The organism is Nonomuraea fuscirosea, assembly GCF_035917475.1.
Taxonomy (GTDB): Bacteria; Actinomycetota; Actinomycetes; order Streptosporangiales; family Streptosporangiaceae; genus Nonomuraea; species Nonomuraea fuscirosea.
In genome coordinates this window covers 4,733,583-4,753,161 of sequence record NZ_CP109074.1, presented here as the reverse complement: position 1 = coordinate 4,753,161, position 19,579 = coordinate 4,733,583, and the positions used below count along the sequence as shown (strand labels likewise).

Sequence of the window (19,579 nt, the reverse complement as noted above, 5' to 3'; positions counted from 1 at the left end):
AAGTCCCGCCACACAAGTGCACGTCCGTCCCGTTCGGCGTTTTCTGTCGCCACCGCGCTGAGCTGCGGTTCGCCGTCCACGCCGCGCGGACGAGACCCCGCCCCGTCAGGCGTCGGACGAGCCGGTGAGAGCGCTGCCGGCCTGCCACTCCTGCCACGTCTTGGCCCACGGCGTCGGCCCGTTGCCGAAGCGGAGCCTGCGCGAGGTCCCCTTGACCTTGATGATGTCGCCACGCTGGGTGAAGTTGTAGAACCAGCGGGCGTTGTCGGAGCCGGCGTTCACGCATCCGTGGCTGACGTTGCTATGCCCCTGCGAGGCGACGGACCAGGGCGCGGCGTGGAAGAACATGCCGCTGTACGTCATCCGCACGTTCCACTTGGTGTGATGGAGATATTCGCCGGGGATGCCGACGGTGGCCGAGTCCATGAGGAAGTCGGCCGCCTTCTCCTGGGCGATCATGGTGCCGGACCAGCTCTCGTAGCCCGGCTTGCCCAGGCTGACCGGGATGGTCTTGACGACCTCGCCGTTCTTGCGGACGACCGCCCGGTGTGCCTTGTTGCGGATCGTGGTGATGTGCTCGGGGCCGACGCTGAAGTTCACCGTACGGTCCCTGGTCCCCCACATGTTCCGCCCGATCCGCAGCCCGGCCAGGTGGGCGACCACGGTGACCCGCTCGCCCGCCGGCCAGTACTCGCGCGGCCGGAACTGGACCTCGGTGTCGCTCACCCAGCTCCACCCGCCCTCGACCGGCTGCGACATCCGCACGGTCAGCGACCGCTCGACCGCGGCCCGGTCCTTCTGCGTGGTGACCGGGTCCGACAGCAGCAGCTGGATCGGCATGCCGACGCCGACCTTCTCGCCTTCGAGCGGCGACATGCCGCTCTTCAGCACCCGCTTCGGCTTCAGCGTGGTGAACGCGGCCCGCTTCGCCGCCACCTGCCGGCCGTCGGGGCTGGTGGCCTGCGCGCTCACCGTGTACGCCGTGGCCGGCTTCAGCGGCCATCGGGGACGCCAGGTGCCGTCCATGCCCATGCTGCCCTCGATCTGGTGCCCGGCGGCGTCGGCCAGGGTGAGGCTGGTGACTCTGCCGCCGGTGACCTTGATGGCGATCCCGGTGTCCGGCGGGACCTGCTTCGTGCCGTCGACCGGTGTGATCGACAGGACCGGCGGCGGCGTCGGCGCCGCCGGGCCCTCCTGCTGCGCGCCGCCGGGCATCCCCGGCGCGCATCCGGCGGTCAGCACCACCGCCGCCGTGAGCGTACTGACGAGTAGGGTGCCGCTGCTCCGCATCACCGCTAGCTCCATTTCCCCGATAGATAGGCATATTTCGGACTAGGTGGTCCATTGGGGAGACGAAGAGCGTTATGCCCGTCACTGTGAGTAATCATGCGGAGAAATTCGGCCGGTCCGTGCGGCGGCGGGCAGCCGGGCGTGTCGAACCGTCGCGGGCTCAGCCGCGGGTCAGATTCTGCAGGCCGACCACGCGCAGCAGTTCGAGCCGCTCGTACGACCCGCTGCCCGGACGGGCGGTGTAGACGATCAGCCGCTGGTCGTGCTCCGGGTTCAGCAGCACCTCGCAGTCCAGCTCCAGCAGGCCGACGACCGGGTGCAGGAAGCGCTTGACGTCGCTGCGGCGGACGGCGACGCGATGGTCGTCCCACAGCGCCGAGAACTCCTCGCTGCGGGCGCGGAGCCGGCGTACGAGCCCCGCCAGCCGCGCGTCGTCAGGGCGGCGGGCCAGCGCGGCCCGCAGATCCGCCACCGCCACCTGGGCGGCGTGGTCGTGCTCCTCGGGCGGGTAGAGCTCCCTGGCCGAGGGGTCGGTGAAGTAGCGCCAGGTGATGTTGCGCTCCGCCTCGGGGAGTGCGGACACGTCACCGTGCAGCGCCCTGGCCATCGCGTTGCGCGCGAGCACGTCGCCGCGGTCGTTGACCACCTGGGCGGGAATGTCGGTCAGCCGGTCGAGGACGAGCAGCAGCCCGGGGCGGACGTGCTCCGTGGTCGGCCGGTCGCGCGGGGGCTCCTCACCGGCCAGGTGGAAGAGATGGTCCCGTTCGTCACCGGTCAGCCGCAGCGCGCGGGCGACGGCGGCGAGCATCTGGCGGGAGGGGCGCGAGCCCCTGGCCTGCTCCAGCCGCGTGTAGTGGTCGGCGGACATGCCCGCCAGCTGTGCCACCTCCTCGCGGCGCAGGCCGGGCGTACGGCGCCGCGCGCCCTGCGACAGCCCTACGTCGGCGGGCGTGATCCGGGCCCGGCAACGGCGCAGGAAGTCGGCCAGTTCCGTTCTGTCCACACTCCTACCCTGCCTCCTGACGCCGGGCGTAACCAGGGACGGCCCGTCCCCGGATAAGGACGTCTCTACCGCCGCCGCCCGTACCTCCGCAGACTGGGAGACGGCCCGGCCGGCCACCGGCGAAGCGCCGCATCGGCCCTTCGCGACCCTCTCAGAACAGGACGATCTTCCATGCGTTACCGCACACTCGGCCGCACCGGCATCAAGGTCAGCCCCTACGGGCTCGGCGCGCTCATGTACGCCCCGTCGATCGGCAATCCCGATCCCGAGGACTCGGCCCGCATCATCAACAAGGCGCTCGACGCGGGCATCAACCTCATCGACACCGCCGACGCCTACCACGGCTCGGAGGAGGTCGTCGGCAGGGCGATCGAGGGGCGGCGGGACGACGTCGTGCTGGCGACCAAGGTGAGCCGCCCGATGGGCGACGACCCCAACCACCAGGGCGCCTCGCGGCGCTGGATCGTCACCGCGGTCGAGAACTCGCTGCGCCGCCTGCGGACCGACCACATCGACCTCTACCAGATCCACCGGCCCGACCCCGACACCGACATGGAGGAGACGCTCTCCGCGCTGTCCGACCTGATCCGCGGCGGGAAGGTCCGGGCGATCGGGACCTCCAACATGCCGGCGTCCGGCATCGTCGAGGCCCAGTGGACGGCCGAGCGACGCGGCCTGGCCCGTTTCCACACCGAGCAGCCGCCGTACTCGCTGCTCAACCGCGGCGTCGAACGCGAGATCCTGCCGGTCGCCCAGCGCTACGGCATGGGCACGCTGGTGTGGGGCCCGCTCGCGCAAGGGCTCCTCTCGGGACGCGTCCGCAAGGGCGGCCCGAACGAGCTGCGCCGCGCCGGCCTGTTCAGCCACCTCAACGACGAGCGCAGGATCGACGCCGTCGAGCGGCTCGTCTCGCTGGCCGGGGAGGCCGGCCTGCCGCTGCCCCGCCTCGCCCTGGCGTTCACCATCGCCCACCCCGGCGTGACCGGCGCGCTCGTCGGGGCGCGCACGATGAGCCACCTCGACGACCTGCTCGCCGGCCTCGACGTGACGCTCGGCGACGATCTCCTCGACCGGATCGACGAGATCGTCCCGCCCGGCGCCGACGTCGGCGCGCTCGACCAGGCGTACGTGCCGCCGGCGATCGAGCGGACGGATCAGCGCCGCCGCCCCGTCACCGAGCGCTCCGCCGCCTGACGCCTCCCGTCCGCGCGCGGAGTCCTCCGGCCCCCGTCCGGGCAGGCGATCAAGACAGAGAGCAGGACACGCCCTTGGGATTGAACGCCTCACCGCCGGTCGTCTGGATTTTCTCCAGCTTCGGTTTGCTGGAGAAATGTGAATACGTCTTCTTGGTGATCGTGTAGCGTTTCTTGATTCCCTGCGCGTAAGCCCGGTAGACCTGGCTGCTCTTGGTGGCCGGCGGGGAGGTGCATTGCGCCGTGACCGTGACCGAGGCGCTCTTGCTCCAGCCCAGCTGGCCGGCGACGAATCCGCGCGAAGCGCCGAGGCCGAGGTCGAAGGAGCGGGTGACCGAGCGGGACTTCGAGATCGTGCAGGTGCCGCCCTTTCCGGGCGAACAGGTGGCCAGCACCGGGCTGCGTTTGACCGCGGCCGTGTGGGTGCTGGTCACCTTGAGGCTGTAGACGTAGGTGTAGGTCGGGCCGATCGGGTCCGCGGACGCGGCCGGTGCGGCGCAGACTCCGGCGACCAGGGGAAGCAGGGCGCCGGCGATCGGGACCGCCCATCGTCGGATGCGGGTCATGCGCGTTCCTCTCTGCCGTGAAGGGTTGCGGGACGCACGCTAGTGACGGCCGGTATGCCGCCGGTATGCCCGTGTGCAGGGCGCCCGCCCCCGGCCGGCCGTCGAATCGGTCTCCGTTTAAGGCGCTTAGAGGCGTGCCCATAAGAGTTTCGTGGGGATATTTCGGAAATGGGCGAGATGGGGTTTCTATTGAAGACAAGCGCCCCAAGAGGTGTGATAACGAAGTGGGCATGACATCCGGCGAGGCGGGTGCGTAAGGTTTGCGAGTGTTCCTATATGTGGCTGCGGAGATAGTCGTGTCGTCAGGGAAGCCAGGCACAGCGTTGCCGTCGCTCCGGCCTCGGCCGGCTCCTTTCCGGGGGCTCCGGCAAGCGAATTCCGAATATTTTTCATATTGCTGTGCCGCGAAAGACACGCGCGGACGGCGGGACACCATTCCGCACGCGGCCCTCACCGCCCTCTCGCCGCGCCCGGCCTGGCCCGCGGCGCCGAACAAGGACTGTCGTGATCACAACTGATTTCGCGGTGGCGACCCTCTTAGGAGCCGTCCTCGCCCTCTCCGTCGTCCTGGGCGCCGTCGTCGCGCTCGCGGTACGCGCCCGCGCGCCACGCACCCCCGCCCCCGCCCCCGCGAGACCGGCGGAAAGGACCCCCGGCACCGGCCCGGACACCGGCCCGGTGAAAGCGGTCCAGGCGCCGGTCAAGACCGGCGGCCAGCAGGCCGAACGCGCGGCGCTGCAGAAGTCGCTGCAGGAGGCGCGCCGGCAGGCCGAGACGAACCGGCAGTGGTACGCCGCCGCGATCGAGGAGTCCGGTCACCTGCTCCAGCGACTCCAGGCGGTGGCCGACGAGCAGGCCCGCGGCCACGCCGGCGTGAGGGTCCCGGCGCTGCTCCACCCGGGCTTCAAGGACAGCCTGCTGGCCCAGCACCACCAGAGCGCCATCGACCTGCTCGGCGAGACCATCAGGGCCACTCGCGACGACATCGACCGCTCGGCCCGCACCGGCGTGCGCGGCATGGCCGACGAGGTGCAGATGTACCTCGCCCGGCTGCAGATGAAGATCGACGAGGCGTTCCAGGACTTCCCCACCCAGACCCCGTTCCATCAGACGCTGGTCGACCTCGACGCGCTGACCACCTGGAGCCTGCACGCCGTGCAGCGGCTGCGCGTGCTGACCGGCTCCTGGCCCGGCATGCAGCGCGCGGACTGCACGTTGCGCGAGATCGTCGAGGGGGCCCGCGGGCGGATCAGCGCCTACAACCGGGTCGACCACACCTACCTGCCCGACGTCGGCGAGCAGTACGTCGAGGGCCGCGTCGTCGAGCCGATCACCATCGCGCTGACCGAGCTGCTCAGCAACGCCGCCACCTACTCCAGCGACCGCGTCAGCGTCTACGTCACCGCGGTCCCCGCCGGGCTGCGGATCGTGGTGGAGGACGCCGGCTACGGCATGAACGCCTTCCAGCTGGCCGAGGCCGAGCGGCAGCTGTCGGCGCGGGCGGACCTCGACGTGGCCGGGCTGGCCGACGAGCGCAAGCTCGGCTTCGCCGTCATCGGCCGCCTGGCGCACGACTACGGCTTCCGGGTCGACGTCAGCGCCCCCTCTGGCAGCGGCGGGGTGAAGGCGGTGTGCCTGATCCCGAGCAGCGTCATCAACCCCGCCCCGGCCGGGCAGAGACCGGCGGCCGGCGAACGCCGCGGGGACGAGACCCCCACCGCGCCGCAGCCGCCGGCCCTCGCCACGGCCGTCCCCGCCCCCACGCCCGTCATGGCCACCACGCCGCAGGGCCTGCCCAAACGCGAACGACGCCAGGAGCCCGCCACGCCCCGGCCCGCCGTCGCCACCCAGGAAGCCCTCACCGACACCCGCTCTCCCGAAGAGGCGGCGGCCGGCCTGGAGACGCTCCGCCGGGCGTTCACCACGGGCCTGACCGCCGAGGCCGCCGATCCTGAAGGAAACGCACAGGCATGATCATGCAACAGCCCACCGCCGACAGCACCGACATGAGCTGGGCCCTCAACCGGCTGTGCGAGGAGCCGGGGGTGCTCAACGCGCTGCTGTTCACCTCCGACGGGCTGGTGATGGCCCATTCGCACGGGCTCGACCGCGACGACGCCGACCGTACGGCGGCGACCCTGGCCGGGCTCAACTCGCTGCAGCGCGACCTGGGCGGCTTCTGCCGCACCCAGGGGCGGCAGCACGCGCCCGGCCCGCTGCGCTTCATGGTCAGCGACCTCAAGACGGTCACGCTGCTGCTGTTCGTCGCCACGGAACGCACCGGCGTCGGCGTGTCCGTCCGGGGCGAGTCGGCGAGCCACGAGGTCTCGGTGGCCATCCAGGCCACGCTGAAGATGATCAACGGGCTGCGGCCCGTCCTCGGCGCACGCGAACGTGGCGACACGACATGACCCGATCCCGGCACCGGCGCGCGGGCATGGTGCGCTCCCACACCGCCACCGGCGGCGACCTCACCCCGGCGCGGCAGGGCCTGGACGCCGCCACGCTCCTGCTCGCCGACGCCGGGCAACCGGTGACCGGGCTGGCGGCCCAGCCGCGCCGGGTGATGGAGCTCTGCCTGCCGGGAGTGCTGTCGGTCTCGGAGGTCGCCGCGCACCTGCACCTGCCGGGCCCCGTCGTGCGCGTCATCGTCTCCCGGCTGCTCGACAGCGGCCACCTGTCGGCCCGCGCCCCCTTCGTCCCGACGGCCTCGTCCCCGCACAGCGCGGAGGTGCTGCGGAAAGTGCTGGTGGCCCTTGAAAAGCTCTGACCGCTACGTCCCGGCCCGGGCCCAGTCCGTCAAGGTCCTGGTGCTCGGCCCGTTCGCCGTCGGCAAGACCACGTTCGTCAGGACCGTCTCCGAGATCAGGCCGCTGTCCACCGAGGAGCGGATGACCAGGGCGGGCGAGCTCGTCGACGAGCTCGACGAGCTGTCCGACAAGGACACCACCACGGTCGCGATGGACTTCGGCCGCCTGACCCTGAGCGAGGAGATCGTCCTCTACCTGTTCGGCGCGCCCGGCCAGCCGCGCTTCCACGGCATGGTCCGCTCCCTCATGCAGGGTGCCCTGGGCGGGCTGGTGCTGGTCGACACCCGCCGCATCGCCGACAGCTTCGACGCGATCGACCTGCTCGAAGAGGCGCGGCTGCCGTACACGGTGGCCGTCAACCACTTCTCCGGCTCGCCCCGCTACAGCGACGCGCACCTGCGCGACAGCCTCAGCATGGACGACGAGCAGCCGCTGGTGAGCCTCGACGCCCGCGAGATCGGATCGGCCAAGCACGGCCTGATCGCGCTCGTCCGCCACATCCTCTACCGTCCCCGTCACCTGGAGCACAGCCCATGACCTCGTACGTGACCCCGCCCGCCGCGCGGGTGGCCCCGCCCCGGATGTTCGGGCCGGAGTTCGCCGCCCGCCCGCAGGACGTCTACCAGGCGCTGCGGGCCGCCGGTCCCGTCGCGTGGGCGGAGATCGCCGAAGGGGTGCACGCCCTGGTCGTCACCGGCCACCGCGCCGCCATCGACCTGCTCACCGACACCGAGACCTACAGCAAGGACAGCCGGCTGTGGGAGGACCTGGCGGCCGGCCGGGTCCCGCAGGACAGCCCGGTGCTGGCGCTGATGGCCTTCCGCCCCAGCCTGCTGTACGCCGACGGAGAGCGCCACGCCCGGCTCCGGCAGGCCATGGACGACTGCCTGGCGCGCGTCAGCCAGCCCGGACTGCACGACCTCACCCGCGCCCACGCGTTGCGCCTCATCGCCGGCTTCGCCCAGCAGGGCCACGCCGAGCTGATGGGCCAGTACGCCGACATGCTGCCGCTGCTCGTCTTCACCGACCTGCTCGGCTGCCCGCCGGAGCTGACCGGCCGCATGGTCACCGCCTGCCAGGGCATGATCAGCGCCGGCCCGGCGGCCGGGCAGGCCGCGGCCGACCTGGCGCAGGCCCTGGCCGAGATCATCGCGATGAAGAACCGGAGCCCCGGCCGCGACTGCACCTCCTGGATGCTGGCCCACCCGGCCCGGCTCTCGCACGAGGAGATCCTGCACCAGCTCGTCGTCCTGGTCGGCGCCGGCACCATCCCCACCGCCGCGTGGATCGCCTCCGGGCTGCGGCTGCTGCTGTCGGACGACGACTACGCCGGCGACCTGACCGGCGGCGCGATCACCGTGCGCCGCGCCCTGGAACAGGTCCTGTGGGTGCGCTCGCCCATGGCGAACTTCTCCGTCCACTACGCCCGCACGGCCACCACCCTGCACGGCGTGCCCATCCCGGCCGGCGTGCCCATCCTGATCAGCCACGCCGCCACCGGCGCCGATCCGGCGCTGCCACCCGATCTCGGCTACGACAACCGCTCCCATCTGGCCTGGTCGGCCGGGCCGCACCGGTGCCCGGCCGACAGCCAGGCCGCCATCATCGCCCAGAGCGCCATCGAGACCCTGCTCGACCGGCTCTGGGACGTCCAGCTCGCCGACGCGGAGGTCGTCAACCGCCCAGGTCCCTTCCACCAGTGCCCCGCCCGGCTCGCCGTCCACTTCCGGCCGCAGCCGGCCCATGCCTTCGCCGCCCCCACCGCCCCCACAGGAGGTACGCGCGATGAGCCAACCGATGACCCTCGACACCACCGGCGGTCACCTGTTTGAACAGGTCGACCACCTGCGCGCCGGCGGCCCCGCCGTGCGCGTCCGCCTGCCCGGAGACCTCGTCGCCTGGTCGGTGAGCCGCGGCGAGGTGGTCAGAACGCTCCTGACCCATCCCGACGTCTCCAAGAACGCCCGCACCTCCTGGCCCGACTACCGGCCCTACGCCATCGGCTGGCTGACCGCCTGGGTGGACGTGACCAGCATGTTCACCGTCGACGGCGACGACCACAAACGCCTCAAGGACCTGGTCGGCAAGGCGTTCACCCCCCGCCGCATCCAGGAGATGCGGCCCGCGGTCGAGGCGGTCGTCACCGGACTGCTCGACGACCTCGACCGCGAACCACCCGGCCGGCCGGTCGACCTGCGCTCCCGCTTCAGCTACCGGGTCCCCACCCAGGTCATCTGCGACTTCATGGGCGTGCCCGCCGGCCAGCGCCCCGAGATGCTGCGCACCATCGACGCCGTACTCGACACCACCCTGTCCGCCGATGAGGCGACCGCCGTGCAGCGCGACATGTACGCGGCCATGCACCGGCTGATCGAGCACAAGCGCACCACCCCCGGCGCCGACCTGACCAGCATCCTGCTGGCCGCCCACGAGACCGGCGCCGACCGGCTCAGCCCCGACGAACTCGTCAGCACCCTGATCCTCATGATCGGCGCCGGCAGCGAGACCGCCGTGTCCCTCATCGACCACGCCGTCGTCGCCATGCTCACCCACCCCGGCCAGCTCGCCGCCGTCCAGGCCGCCCCCGGCCGCTGGGACGACGTCATCGAGGAGACCCTGCGCCACAGCCCGCCGCTCATGCACCTGCCGCTGCGCTACGCCACCGCCGACCTCGACCTCGGCGACGGCGTGACCATCGGCAAGGGCGAGCTCATCCTGATCGCCTTCGGCGCCCACGGCCGCGACCCGCTCGCCAACCCCGACCCCGGCCGGTTCGACATCGACCGCGCCGACCGGCAGCACCTGGCCTTCGGCCACGGCATCCACTTCTGCCTCGGCGCGCCCCTGGCCCGGCTGGAGGCCGCCGTCGCCCTGCCCGCCCTCTTCGACCGCTTCCCCGGCCTGCGCCTGGCCGGGCTCGCGGGAGCGCTGCGTCCGCAGCCCTCGTTCATCGCCAACGACTACCGCGAACTGCCCGTCCTGCTCCAACCCGCCTGACGGGCTCGCCACCGGCCGCGGTGTCCCGCGGCCGGTGGCGGCCGGCGAGCGGGCTCAGCGGAGCTCGCCCGTGATGATCCACAGATGGCCGAACGGATCACGGACGCGGCCGGACCGCTTGCCGTACGGCCGGTTCTCGATCGGCACGAGCACCTCGGCGCCGTGGGCGGTCATGCGTTCGCCGACCGCGTCCGGATCCTCGACCTCGACCTCCAGCAGGACCGCTGAGCCGCCGAGATCGTCAGGCGACAGCCATCCCCAGGCGGAGACGGCGGGTGAGACCTGGAAGGACGCCCCGCCGACGCGGTGATCGATCATGCTGGGCCGGCCGTCGTCGCCCGGGGGAGCGCTGAACACCCGCTCGGCGCCGAGGGCGACCTGGTAGAACGCCGACGCGCGCTCGGGGTCGGGCACGATGAGACGGGGAGAGAGCCGCATGTCAGAAGTCATGAGTCCATCGTCGGCCGGACGCGAGCGGGGGTATTGAAGATTTGGGAACGGGACCTGAAGACCCGCCTCGGAACGGGACCGCCCGGGTCTTCCGCGCATGACCGCTCGCCTCGGAGGGGGATCGCTCGGGTCTTGCGCGCATGACCCTCTCAGGCGGTGGGGCCGGTCAGGCCCTCCGTGCGTAGCCACTCGGCCGGCGTGCACCCGGCCATCGCCCGCCATTCGCGGGTGAGATGCGCCTGGTCGGCGAATCCCGCCGCCGCGGCCACATCCGCCAGGCCGGCCCTCCCGTCGCGGGCGGCGGCCACGAGCCGGCCACGCACCGCCTCGAACCGGAGCAGCCGCTGGTACTCCTTCGGCGTCACCCCCAGCGCGCAGCGGACCGTGCCGCTCAGGTGCCGCCTGGAGCACCCGAGCAGCCGGGCCGCCTCCTGCACCCGGGCGGTCCCCGACAACGCGGCCAGCGTGGCCGGCAACTCCCGGCCGCCGGTGTCCCTCTCGTGCCGGTCCAGCCGGGCGAGCAGGGCTTCTTCGACCAGGGCCCGGCGCCGCGGCCAGGACCGGCAGTCCGCCAGCCGCTCCGGCAGGTCCGCCATCGCCGGGGCCACGTCGGCGAGCTCGGCGAGCTGTCCGGACAGCGCCGACGCCGGGACCCCCAGCAGCATGGCCGCGGCCGGCGGGCTGAGCGTCAGCCACACGCCGCGCGTGCCGCCCCGCTGCGTCAGCTCGGCCGGGTCGAGGTGCAGCCCGGCGACCACGGCCTGGAACCGTTGCGCCGAGCCCTGCCGCCCGAGCCAGCCGATCTCCAGGGAGTCGGCCTCGGGGATCGTGATCGAGATCGTGGTGGAGGGCAGCCCGCGATGGACGCCGCCCGGGCCGAGGTCGTAGGCGCTCAGTGCCGCCACGAACGGGGCCAGGGCCGCGGACCTGCGATGAGCGGGCACGACGGTCACGTGTCCACCCTACGGCGGCCCGGCGACGCGACCAACGCCCGTCCGGTGACGCGATGTCCGATGATGCGACCGACGTCCGCTCGGCGACGCGATCGACGCTGGCCCGGGTTCTCAGGCGGTGGGGCCGGAGGGTGGGAAGAGGGCGGTGACGGCGCGGACGACGGCGGCGCGGCGGGCGGCCGGGGAGTGGTCGGCGATGGCGGCGATGGCGACCTGGTCGCTCCAGGTCTCGGCGATCTGGCAGACCAGGGCCATGATGTCGGCCGGGGCCCAGGAGGCGTCGAGGAGGCCGTCCTGCTGCGCGCGCCGGATCCGGTCCACCTTGACGGCGAGGGCGTCGCGGTAGGCGTCCGGCTCGGCGGGGGAGCGATCGGCGGGAGGCAGTTCGAGGCGGCCCCAGGCGATGAACCGGTGCCGGCCGGGGTTGGCGGTGAAGTAGTCGAACAGCTGGCCGGCGTAGGAGGGCAGGTCGGCCGGATCCAGGTGGATCGCGTCGGCCGCCGCCGCCAGCTCGGCCGAGGCCACGTGCGCGTACAGGGCCTCCTTGTTGCGGAAGTAGGCGTAGACGCGTTCCTTGCTGGTACGGGCGGCCTTGGCGATCCGGTCCACCCGGGCGCCGGCGATCCCGAACTGGGCGAACTCCGCTCGCGCGGCGGCGACGACGCGGTCGCGGGTGGAGTCGGTTCTGGCCATGCCCCAACCTTAGTGATCCGGCGCGTCAGCGCCCGGAGCGCAGGGACTCGAGCTCCGCCGCCCGGCGCAGGTCCTTCGGCCGGCCGAGGGCGCGGCGCATCAGGATCAGGTCGTCGAGACCGGCGTAACCGACCTCCAGGCCGTCCGGCCCGGCCGCGGTGACCGCGCGGTCGAGGACCTCCCGCACGCGCAGCCCGCCCCACGGGAGCGCCGGGGTGCAGCAGTCGCCGCCGGCTCCGGTCGCGGTGAACTGCACCTTGGGCCTGAGGAAGGACTCCGGCCGGGTCGCCACGGGCTCGCCCCGCTCGTCGCTCAGCCGCGCGCCGACGGAGGCGAAGGCGGCCGCCAGGGCCGGGGCGTGCTCAGGGACGCCGTCCCAGAGCAGATCGAGGTCGCCGGTCAGCTCGGCGGATCCGTGCATGATGCCGGCCACCTGCCCGATCACCACGGCGCGGACGCCGTGCCGCTGGAGGGCTCCGAGCAGGGGGAACGGGTCGAAGCCGACGGCGCCGTCCGTGCCGATCGTGCCGACGTCGTCGTCGGCGTCCTCGTGGCCGAGGCCGGTGCCCGCCCGCTGCCCGGCCAGCTCACGGGTCCGCCGGGCGGCGGCGCGAAGTCGTCGTATCGGTTCGTCGCTCATCTGGCCCTTGCTCCACCGCGCCGGAAAGCCGGGCCTGCCCGGCCGAACGATCTTATCGCCGCCGGGTGCCCGGGACGGACGCCGGGCGAAGGGGAGTAGGGTGGAGAAGTCCATACCGAACCGTTTGGTTTGCTCTGGAGGAACTCAGCATGCGACAGCGCACTCTCGGCCGTCAGGGCCTGGCCGTCTCGGCGATCGGCTACGGGTCCATGGGCCTGACGATGGCCTACGGCCCCGGTGACGAGCAGGCCGGCATCGCCGCCATCCGGCGCGCGTACGACCTGGGCGTCACCTTCTTCGACACCGCCGAGCTGTACGGCCTCGGCACCGGCTCCAACGAGACCCTGGTCGGCAAGGCGGTCAAGGACTTCCGCGACGACGTCGTCCTGGCCACGAAGTTCGGCTTCGACCTGTCCGACCCCGCGCGGATCGGCTTCGGGCTCGACAGCCGCCCCGAGCACATCCGCGAGGTCACCGACAACAGCCTGCGCTACCTGGGCGTCGACCACATCGACGTGCTCTACCAGCACCGGGTCGACCCCGACGTGCCGATCGAGGACGTCGCGGGCACCGTCAAGGAGCTGATCGAGGCGGGCAAGGTGAAGTACTTCGGCCTGTCGGAGGCCGGTCCCCAGACGATCCGCAGGGCGCACGCCGTCCAGCCGGTATCCGTCCTGCAGACCGAGTACTCCCTGTTCGAGCGGGAGGTCGAGGAGCTGTTCCCGGTGCTGCGCGAGCTGGGGATCGGGTTCGTCGCCTACTCGCCGCTCGGCCGCGGCTTCATCACCGGCACGGCCAAGCCCGCCGGCTCCTACGACGCCACCGACATGCGCAACACCGACCCCCGCTGGCAGCCGGGCAACTTCGAGCAGAACCTGGCGGCCGTGGAGCGGCTGAGCGAGCTGGCCGCGTCGAAGGGCGCGACCGTCGCCCAGCTCGCCCTGGCCTGGGTCCTGGCGCAGGGTGAGGACATCGTGCCGATCCCCGGCACCCGCAGCCCGCGGCGGATGGAGGAGAACGCCGGCGCCGCCGAGCTCACCCTCGGCCCCGCAGACCTGGACGCGATCGCCGAGATCCTGCCCACCGGTGGATTCGGCGCCCGTTACGTGGCCCAGGTCCTGCCCAGCTGGACCTGACCCCGGCGCAGGTCCGGCGCAGGTCCACGCCCGGCGGGCCGGAGCCGGTCCAGGTTTCGCCCGCTTGGACCGACCCGGCCCAGGTCCTATCCGCCTGGACCCGGCCCCCCGCCCAGGTCCGCTCCCGGCGGCCGGGCGTGGGCCCGGCCGCCGGGTCCGACGGTGTCCGCGGCTCAGGCCGCCCTGAGCGGGCGCAGGGCCGAGCCCCAGGACAGGACCTGGTCGAGGACCACGTTCAGCCGGTCCTCGTGGGCGGCGGCGGGCTGGAAGCCGTCCGCGAAGTCGGTGTGGATCGACAGCCCGACCTGGTTCGACACGGTGGCCACGCTGAGCAGGCCGAGGACGTGCCGCAGGTGCGAGATCGCCCGGGGCGCGCCGTCCACGCCGTAGCCGACGAACCCGGCCGCCTTGTTGGTCCACTCCGAGTACAGGAAGTCGAGCGCGTTCTTGAGCGCTCCGGGGTAGGAGTTGTTGTACTCCGGGGTCACGATGACGAACGCGTCCAGCGACGCCACCTTGGCCGACCAGCGCTTGGTGCGCTCGTACTGGTAGTTGCCCGTGGCGGGGTGCTCGGGCTCGTCCAGGTTGCCCAGGTCGAAGTCCTTCAGATCGACGATCTCGTACTCGGCGTCGCCGCGCTTGACGGCCAGCTCGTGGACCCAGCGCGCCACCGCCTCGCCGTTGCGGCCGGGACGGGTGCTGCCCAGGATGATGCCTATTCTCAGCATGTCAATACTCCTCATTCGGCTGTGCGGAAACCACCGTACGGAGAAGCGCTGAGATACTGAATGCGCTGCTGTCCAACTTTCATACGCGATCGTCTCTGTGGTTAGACTCCCCGTATGGATGTGCTCAGCGACGTGGTGGCCTTCATGCGGGGCGGGCGGCCCACCTCCACCCGCTTCTCCTGGCGGGCGCCCTGGGGGACGTGGTTCCGCACGGCAGACGGGTCCGCGAGTTTCATGCTGGTGCTACGCGGATCCTGCTGGTTCGTCCCGCCGGACGGTGAGCCCGTTCCGCTGAGCGTCGGCGACGTGGTGTTCCTGCCGCACGGCGACTCGTTCGGGCTGACCGACGATCCTGCCAGAACGCTGGCCGAGGCGGACTGCGGGGCCCATCACGAGCTGTTCGGCTCGGCCGGGACGGACGGCGCCGGGCCCGAGACGGTCGTCCTGGCCGGCGGCTACCGGCTCGACCCCGCCCGGAGCCACCCCATCCTGAGCTCGCTGCCCAGCGTGATCCACCTTCCCGCGACGCTCGGCAGCCATTCCGGGCTGCGGGCCGCCGTCGAGCTGCTGGCCGCCGAGATCGACAACCCCCGTTCCGGCGCCGACGTGGTGGTGTCGTCGCTGCTGGAGATGTTGCAGCTGTACGTGCTGCGGGCCTACTTCGAGACCCAGGACGAGCCGTGCACGCTGTCCGGCTGGGCCGCCGCGCTGGCCGACCCCGGGATCGGCCGCGCGCTCGACGCCGTCCACCGCGACCCGGCCCGCCACTGGACGGTCGAGGAACTCGGCGTCCGCGCGGGCATGTCGCGGGCCGGCTTCGCCCGCCGCTTCGCGGCGCTGGTCGGGCAGCCGCCGCTGACCTACCTGACCTGGTGGCGGCTGATGAACGGGGCCCGCCTGCTGCGCGACTCGGACGCGTCGGTGGCGGAGGTGGCCGAGCGGATGGGCTACGCGTCGGAGTTCGCCTTCGGCAACGCCTTCAAACGGCAGTTCGGCGTACCACCCGGCCGCTACCGCCGCCGGCCCGCGGTGGCCTGAGCCGTCTCGCCCGCATCGGCCGACGCCACGGCCCGCGCGTGAGCCGGCGCTGCGGCCAGCCGTCTCGTCAGGTGGTGGAGCGGCGGGCGCGGTGGCGGCGTACCGCGTCCCGGTTGGCGCACGGGTGGGAGCAGTACCGCTGCCGCGCGGTGCGCGAGGTGTCCGCGAAGATCGCCACGCAGCCGTCGGCGGCGCACCGCCCGAGCCGGTCCATGCCCCGGCCGGTGAGATGCAGCGCCGTGCCCACGGCGATCAGCGCGAACAGCACCGCGCCGAGCGGCTGGGAGTGGTCGCGGTAGTGCAGGTGCCAGCCGTGCGCGTGGTCGGTCAGCCGCGGATAGGCGGCCGACCGGGCCAGCATCTCGTTGACCAGCCCGGCCCGCTCGTGTTCGTCGGCGGCGTCGACGACCTTCGTCCAGGCGGCGATGACGTCGAGGGTCCGGTCGAGATCCGCCGCTTCGACCGGACGTTCCAGCGCCAGACCGGCCGCGCGGCAGCGAGCGGCCAGTTCGGCGGCGCTCGCCGGTGGCCGGTTCGCCAGCTCGGCGGCGAAGTTCACCACGTCCGCGCCGTAAGGGTTGAGCTGCACAAGCTCATTACAACAGCCTGTACGTCATGCCACGAACCGCAACAGAACACGACATCCCGGAACTCGTCCGCCTCCGGGCCCTGCTCTTCGACGACCTCGGCGGCGACTTCTTCAATCCCGCGAACGCCGGTGACGACTGGCGCGACGCGCTCGCCCGGGTGTTCGAGCGGAAACTGGCCGAACCCGAGTGCCGGATCCTGGTCGTGGACGGCGGGCCCGGCCTGGCCGCCTGCGGCATCGGCACGATCGAGCAGTGGTTCCCCGGCCCGCACTCGCGTAACGGCCGGATCGGCCACGTCATCGGCATGGTCACCGACCCGTCGCACCGGCGGCGCGGGCACGGGCGGGCGATCATGCTCGGCCTGCTCGGCTGGTTCCGCGAACGCGACGCCGTACGCGTTGACCTCACCGCCTCGCGCGAGGCCGAACCGCTCTACCGGAGCCTCGGCTTCACCGGCCACCCCGACCCCCTGCTCTGCTGGAAGCCGTGACGACGCCGCTGGTCGCCGTGACGTCGTCGCGCCGGGTCCGGCGGTCGGAGACGATGGGCCTCGCGGAATGTCCTTGACGCGAGGAAGGTTCAACTCTCTATGAAGAAGATCGGTTTCCTGAGCTTCGGGCATTGGTCGTCGTCGCCGTACTCGGAGGCCCGCAGCGCGTCCGACACCCTGTTGCAGTCGATCGAGCTCGCGGTCGCGGCCGAGGAGCTCGGGGCCGACGGCGCCTACTTCCGCGTGCACCACTTCGCCCAGCAGCTGGCGAGCCCGTTCCCGCTGCTCGCGGCCGTCGGCGCGCGGACGAGCAGGATCGAGATCGGCACCGGCGTCATCGACATGCGCTACGAGAACCCCCTCTACATGGCCGAGGACGCCGGCGCGGCCGACCTCATCGCGGGCGGGCGGCTCCAGCTCGGCATCAGCCGCGGATCACCCGAGCAGGTGATCGACGGCTGGCGCTACTTCGGCTACGAGCCCGCGGAGGGGGAGACCGAGGCGGACATGGCGCGCAAGCACGCGGAGGTCTTCCTCAAGGTGCTCGACGGCGAGGGCTTCGCCCAGCCGAACCCGCGGCCGATGTTCCCCAACCCGCCCGGGCTGCTGCGCCTCGAACCCCACTCGGAGGGGCTGCGCCGGCGCATCTGGTGGGGTTCCAGCTCGAACGCCACCGCGCAGTGGGCCGCCGGGCTGGGCATGCACCTGATGAGTTCCACGCTCAAGGACGACGAGAACGGCAAGCCGTTCCACGTGCAGCAGGCCGAGCAGATCGCGGCCTACCGGGAGGCGTGGAAGGAGGCCGGCCACGAGGACGAGCCGCGCGTGTCGGTGAGCCGCTCGATCATGCCGATCGTCAACGAGACCGACCGCGCGTACTTCGGTCACGAGCGGGCCAGCACGGACCAGGTCGGCTTCATCGACGCCACCACCAGGGCCGTCTTCGGGCGTACGTACGCCGCCGAGCCCGACGTGCTGGTCAAGGAGCTGGCCGCCGACGAGGCCATCGCCGCGGCCGACACGCTGCTGCTGACGGTGCCCAGTCAGCTCGGCGTGGACTACAACGCCCACCTGCTCTCCTCGGTCCTGACCCACGTCGCCCCCGCGCTCGGCTGGCGCTGACGCCGCCCGCCGGAACGAGCCCGCGCCGTCCGCGTGCCGGCCGTGCCGGCCCGGCGGTCGCGTGCGTCAGTCGGTCCACTTGGGCGGGCGCTTGCCCAGGAACGCCGCCATGCCCTCGCGCGCCGCGGCGGACTGCGACGACTCGGCCATGACCTTGGTGGCCAGCCGGTACGCGTCCGCCCGCGGCAGCGGCAGCTGCTGGTGCAGGGTGCGCTTGCCGAGCGCCTTCGAGGCGCGGCTGCCCCTGGTGGCCCGCCCGAGCAGGTCGGCGACGGCGTCGTCGAGCTCCGCGGCGGGCACGACCCGGTTGACCAGCCCCCAGTCGAGCGCCTGCGCGGCGGTGATGGTGTCGCCGGTGTACGCCATCTCGGCCGCCCGCTTGCGGCCGATGTCGCGCGCGATGGCGACCATGGGGGTGTGGCAGAACCAGCCCCCCTTGCCGCCGGGCGCGGCGAACCCGGCTGAGTCGGCGGCGACGGCGAGATCGCAGGTGGCGACCAGCTGGCAGCCCGCCGCGGTGGCCAGGCCGTGCACCCGCGCCACGACGGGCTGCGGCACCGACTCGATCAGCTCCATGAGCTGGAGACAGGTGTCCAGGATGGCACTCACCCCGTCCAGGTCGGCCTCGGCGACGTCGGCGAAGTCGTGACCGGCGCTGAAGACCGGGCCCGCCCCCGCCAGGATGATCCCTGAGGCGTCGCTGTCGCCGGCGGCGCCGAACGCCTCGATCAGCTCCCGCAGGTGGGCCAGCGACAGAGCGTTGCGCCGCTGCGGCCGGTTCATCGTGATCGTCACGAAGTCGGCGTCGCGGGTGAGCAGTACATGTTCCAGGTTCACGGTCGGGCTCCCGAAGATCGCGCAGACACGTGACCGCGATCGGCCACGGAGGCATTCTTCCCGCCTGGGCGCCGTCCTTGTCAGCCCGCGGCCCGGGGTTTTCCCTTCGCCGTCGGCGCCGCGCCGGGCACCCGGCGTTCGCCCGGAATTTCCCGGGGGATCAGCCGGTGCGGGACGGATCGGCCGGATAGACGCCGAGGATCTTCACGTCCGTGGTGAAGAAGGCCAGCTCCTCCAGCGCGTTCTTCAGCCCGGGATCGTCCGGGTGCCCGTCCACCTCGGCGAGGAACTGGGTGGCGGTGAAGTGGCCGCCCACCATGTAGCTCTCCAGCTTGGTCATGTTGATGCCGTTGGTCGCGAACCCGCCGAGTGCCTTGTAGAGCGCGGCCGGCAGGTTGCGGACGTTGAAGACGAACGAGGTGACCACCGGGCCGTGCCCGCGAGGGGCCTGGACGAAGTCCCTGCTGAGCACCACGAACCGGGTGGTGTTGTGCTCCTCGTCCTCGACGTCGCGGGCCAGGGTGCGCAGGCCGTAGATCTCCGCCGCGAGCGGCGGCGCGATCGCCGCCTGGGTCGGGTCGTCCGCCTCGGCCACCTCCCGCGCGGCCCCGGCGGTGTCACCGGCGATCACGGGCACCAGGTCGTGCTCGCGGATGATCCGGCGGCACTGGCCGAGGGCGTGGACGTGGCTGTGCACGGCCTTGATCGTGTCCAGGGTCGCGCCCGGCGGCGCCATCAGGTGGAACTGGATGCGCAGGAAGTGCTCGCCGATGATGTGCAGGTCCGAGGTCGGCAGGAAGTGGTGGATGTCGGCGACCCGGCCGGCGATCGAGTTGTCGATCGGGATCATCGCCAGCTCGGCCCGCCCGCTCTCCACCACGGCGAACACGTCCTCGAAGGACGCGCACGGTACCGCGTGCCAGTCGGGGTAGTGGCGCTTGCACACCATGTGGGAGTTGGAGCCGGGCTCGCCCTGGTAGGCGATACGTCGTGCGGTCACCTCAGCAAGTTTCCCATGCACCCGGGCCTGAACCGGCCATCGC

At 72.2% G+C, this 19,579-nt stretch carries 22 protein-coding genes; 11 read left to right on the top strand and 11 right to left on the bottom strand.

What is annotated here, in order from left to right:
* Positions 1–105: 105 nt before the first annotated feature.
* Together OIE67_RS21960 and OIE67_RS21955 are read right to left on the bottom strand one after the other, a co-directional pair.
* Positions 106–1,290 carry a L,D-transpeptidase gene (locus OIE67_RS21960; RefSeq protein ID WP_326645427.1) on the bottom strand — a complete coding sequence of 395 codons (1,185 nt, stop codon included), beginning with the start codon at positions 1,288–1,290 and terminating at the stop codon, positions 106–108.
* Positions 1,291–1,450: 160 nt separating this feature from the next.
* The gene (locus OIE67_RS21955) at positions 1,451–2,293 is read right to left on the bottom strand and encodes a helix-turn-helix transcriptional regulator (protein ID WP_326643202.1); all 843 of its coding nucleotides are present in this window, start codon (positions 2,291–2,293) and stop codon (positions 1,451–1,453) included.
* A gap of 171 nt (positions 2,294–2,464) precedes the next feature.
* On the opposite strand from OIE67_RS21955, the gene OIE67_RS21950 reads away from it, so the two are divergent.
* On the top strand, positions 2,465–3,487 hold the full coding sequence (locus tag OIE67_RS21950) for an aldo/keto reductase (RefSeq protein ID WP_326643200.1): 1,023 nt from the start codon (positions 2,465–2,467) through the stop codon (positions 3,485–3,487).
* Positions 3,488–3,536: 49 nt separating this feature from the next.
* On the opposite strand, the gene OIE67_RS21945 is transcribed toward OIE67_RS21950, so the two are convergent.
* Positions 3,537–4,052, bottom strand: coding sequence for a hypothetical protein (locus OIE67_RS21945; RefSeq protein WP_326643198.1), 516 nt, complete (start codon positions 4,050–4,052; stop codon positions 3,537–3,539).
* A 504-nt stretch (positions 4,053–4,556) separates the two neighbouring features.
* On the opposite strand from OIE67_RS21945, the gene OIE67_RS21940 reads away from it, so the two are divergent.
* The 6 genes from OIE67_RS21940 to OIE67_RS21915 are packed head-to-tail and all read left to right on the top strand — an operon-like array spanning position 4,557 to position 9,859.
* Entirely contained in the window at positions 4,557–6,026 is a 1,470-nt protein-coding gene (locus OIE67_RS21940) for a histidine kinase (protein WP_326643196.1), read from the top strand.
* A complete protein-coding gene (locus OIE67_RS21935; protein ID WP_106248765.1) occupies positions 6,023–6,463 on the top strand; it encodes a roadblock/LC7 domain-containing protein in 441 nt (146 codons plus the stop codon). The genes OIE67_RS21940 and OIE67_RS21935 overlap by 4 nt, the downstream gene beginning before the upstream one ends.
* The gene (locus OIE67_RS21930; protein WP_326643193.1) at positions 6,460–6,822 is read left to right on the top strand and encodes a DUF742 domain-containing protein; all 363 of its coding nucleotides are present in this window, start codon (positions 6,460–6,462) and stop codon (positions 6,820–6,822) included. The genes OIE67_RS21935 and OIE67_RS21930 overlap by 4 nt, the downstream gene beginning before the upstream one ends.
* Positions 6,809–7,399: a GTP-binding protein gene (locus OIE67_RS21925; protein WP_326643191.1), complete on the top strand. Its 591-nt coding sequence runs from the start codon at positions 6,809–6,811 to the stop codon at positions 7,397–7,399. Before OIE67_RS21930 ends, OIE67_RS21925 begins: the two co-directional genes overlap by 14 nt.
* The gene (locus tag OIE67_RS21920) at positions 7,396–8,694 is read left to right on the top strand and encodes a cytochrome P450 family protein (RefSeq protein ID WP_181308327.1); all 1,299 of its coding nucleotides are present in this window, start codon (positions 7,396–7,398) and stop codon (positions 8,692–8,694) included. Before OIE67_RS21925 ends, OIE67_RS21920 begins: the two co-directional genes overlap by 4 nt.
* The gene (locus tag OIE67_RS21915; RefSeq protein WP_326643188.1) at positions 8,648–9,859 is read left to right on the top strand and encodes a cytochrome P450 family protein; all 1,212 of its coding nucleotides are present in this window, start codon (positions 8,648–8,650) and stop codon (positions 9,857–9,859) included. The genes OIE67_RS21920 and OIE67_RS21915 overlap by 47 nt, the downstream gene beginning before the upstream one ends.
* 54 nt (positions 9,860–9,913) lie before the next feature.
* On the opposite strand, the gene OIE67_RS21910 is transcribed toward OIE67_RS21915, so the two are convergent.
* The 4 genes from OIE67_RS21910 to OIE67_RS21895 form a co-directional block, all read right to left on the bottom strand.
* Complete coding sequence (locus OIE67_RS21910; protein WP_326643186.1) at positions 9,914–10,309, bottom strand: VOC family protein; 396 nt, start codon at positions 10,307–10,309, stop codon at positions 9,914–9,916.
* A 149-nt stretch (positions 10,310–10,458) separates the two neighbouring features.
* The gene (locus OIE67_RS21905; RefSeq protein ID WP_326643185.1) at positions 10,459–11,262 is read right to left on the bottom strand and encodes a helix-turn-helix domain-containing protein; all 804 of its coding nucleotides are present in this window, start codon (positions 11,260–11,262) and stop codon (positions 10,459–10,461) included.
* Between the two features lie 111 nt (positions 11,263–11,373).
* Positions 11,374–11,955, bottom strand: coding sequence for a TetR family transcriptional regulator (locus OIE67_RS21900; RefSeq protein WP_326643183.1), 582 nt, complete (start codon positions 11,953–11,955; stop codon positions 11,374–11,376).
* Positions 11,956–11,980: 25 nt separating this feature from the next.
* Entirely contained in the window at positions 11,981–12,595 is a 615-nt protein-coding gene (locus OIE67_RS21895; protein WP_326643181.1) for a hypothetical protein, read from the bottom strand.
* A 149-nt stretch (positions 12,596–12,744) separates the two neighbouring features.
* On the opposite strand from OIE67_RS21895, the gene OIE67_RS21890 reads away from it, so the two are divergent.
* Positions 12,745–13,731 (top strand): aldo/keto reductase, encoded by a 987-nt coding sequence (locus OIE67_RS21890; protein ID WP_326643179.1) that lies wholly within the window; start codon positions 12,745–12,747, stop codon positions 13,729–13,731.
* A gap of 173 nt (positions 13,732–13,904) precedes the next feature.
* Here OIE67_RS21890 and OIE67_RS21885 read toward each other — a convergent pair whose 3' ends face one another.
* Positions 13,905–14,459, bottom strand: a complete 555-nt coding sequence (locus OIE67_RS21885) for an NADPH-dependent FMN reductase (RefSeq protein WP_106248751.1) — start codon at positions 14,457–14,459, stop codon at positions 13,905–13,907.
* Between the two features lie 114 nt (positions 14,460–14,573).
* Here OIE67_RS21885 and OIE67_RS21880 point away from each other — a divergent pair, with 114 nt between their 5' ends.
* On the top strand, positions 14,574–15,497 hold the full coding sequence (locus OIE67_RS21880; protein ID WP_326643177.1) for an AraC family transcriptional regulator: 924 nt from the start codon (positions 14,574–14,576) through the stop codon (positions 15,495–15,497).
* A gap of 67 nt (positions 15,498–15,564) precedes the next feature.
* Here OIE67_RS21880 and OIE67_RS21875 read toward each other — a convergent pair whose 3' ends face one another.
* A complete protein-coding gene (locus tag OIE67_RS21875) occupies positions 15,565–16,086 on the bottom strand; it encodes a CGNR zinc finger domain-containing protein (protein WP_326643175.1) in 522 nt (173 codons plus the stop codon).
* Between the two features lie 26 nt (positions 16,087–16,112).
* Here OIE67_RS21875 and OIE67_RS21870 point away from each other — a divergent pair, with 26 nt between their 5' ends.
* Both OIE67_RS21870 and OIE67_RS21865 read left to right on the top strand, forming a co-directional pair.
* A complete protein-coding gene (locus OIE67_RS21870) occupies positions 16,113–16,577 on the top strand; it encodes a GNAT family N-acetyltransferase (protein ID WP_326643173.1) in 465 nt (154 codons plus the stop codon).
* Between the two features lie 99 nt (positions 16,578–16,676).
* Positions 16,677–17,699 carry an LLM class flavin-dependent oxidoreductase gene (locus OIE67_RS21865; protein WP_326643170.1) on the top strand — a complete coding sequence of 341 codons (1,023 nt, stop codon included), beginning with the start codon at positions 16,677–16,679 and terminating at the stop codon, positions 17,697–17,699.
* A gap of 66 nt (positions 17,700–17,765) precedes the next feature.
* On the opposite strand, the gene OIE67_RS21860 is transcribed toward OIE67_RS21865, so the two are convergent.
* Both OIE67_RS21860 and OIE67_RS21855 read right to left on the bottom strand, forming a co-directional pair.
* Complete coding sequence (locus OIE67_RS21860) at positions 17,766–18,536, bottom strand: enoyl-CoA hydratase-related protein (RefSeq protein WP_245956331.1); 771 nt, start codon at positions 18,534–18,536, stop codon at positions 17,766–17,768.
* A gap of 160 nt (positions 18,537–18,696) precedes the next feature.
* The gene (locus OIE67_RS21855) at positions 18,697–19,536 is read right to left on the bottom strand and encodes a prephenate dehydratase (protein WP_106248743.1); all 840 of its coding nucleotides are present in this window, start codon (positions 19,534–19,536) and stop codon (positions 18,697–18,699) included.
* Positions 19,537–19,579 lie beyond the last annotated feature (43 nt).

What these genes read in the sequence shown, in the direction of transcription:
- OIE67_RS21960 (WP_326645427.1), bottom strand. Translation starts at nt 1,290, where the DNA reads ATGCGGAGCAGCGGCACCCTACTCGTCAGTACGCTCACGGCGGCGGTG.
- OIE67_RS21950 (WP_326643200.1), top strand. Translation starts at nt 2,465, where the DNA reads ATGCGTTACCGCACACTCGGCCGCACCGGCATCAAGGTCAGCCCCTAC.
- OIE67_RS21945 (WP_326643198.1), bottom strand. Translation starts at nt 4,052, where the DNA reads ATGACCCGCATCCGACGATGGGCGGTCCCGATCGCCGGCGCCCTGCTT.
- OIE67_RS21935 (WP_106248765.1), top strand. Translation starts at nt 6,023, where the DNA reads ATGATCATGCAACAGCCCACCGCCGACAGCACCGACATGAGCTGGGCC.
- OIE67_RS21930 (WP_326643193.1), top strand. Translation starts at nt 6,460, where the DNA reads ATGACCCGATCCCGGCACCGGCGCGCGGGCATGGTGCGCTCCCACACC.
- OIE67_RS21920 (WP_181308327.1), top strand. Translation starts at nt 7,396, where the DNA reads ATGACCTCGTACGTGACCCCGCCCGCCGCGCGGGTGGCCCCGCCCCGG.
- OIE67_RS21915 (WP_326643188.1), top strand. Translation starts at nt 8,648, where the DNA reads ATGAGCCAACCGATGACCCTCGACACCACCGGCGGTCACCTGTTTGAA.
- OIE67_RS21910 (WP_326643186.1), bottom strand. Translation starts at nt 10,309, where the DNA reads ATGACTTCTGACATGCGGCTCTCTCCCCGTCTCATCGTGCCCGACCCC.
- OIE67_RS21900 (WP_326643183.1), bottom strand. Translation starts at nt 11,955, where the DNA reads ATGGCCAGAACCGACTCCACCCGCGACCGCGTCGTCGCCGCCGCGCGA.
- OIE67_RS21895 (WP_326643181.1), bottom strand. Translation starts at nt 12,595, where the DNA reads ATGAGCGACGAACCGATACGACGACTTCGCGCCGCCGCCCGGCGGACC.
- OIE67_RS21890 (WP_326643179.1), top strand. Translation starts at nt 12,745, where the DNA reads ATGCGACAGCGCACTCTCGGCCGTCAGGGCCTGGCCGTCTCGGCGATC.
- OIE67_RS21885 (WP_106248751.1), bottom strand. Translation starts at nt 14,459, where the DNA reads ATGCTGAGAATAGGCATCATCCTGGGCAGCACCCGTCCCGGCCGCAAC.
- OIE67_RS21880 (WP_326643177.1), top strand. Translation starts at nt 14,574, where the DNA reads ATGGATGTGCTCAGCGACGTGGTGGCCTTCATGCGGGGCGGGCGGCCC.
- OIE67_RS21870 (WP_326643173.1), top strand. Translation starts at nt 16,113, where the DNA reads ATGCCACGAACCGCAACAGAACACGACATCCCGGAACTCGTCCGCCTC.
- OIE67_RS21865 (WP_326643170.1), top strand. Translation starts at nt 16,677, where the DNA reads ATGAAGAAGATCGGTTTCCTGAGCTTCGGGCATTGGTCGTCGTCGCCG.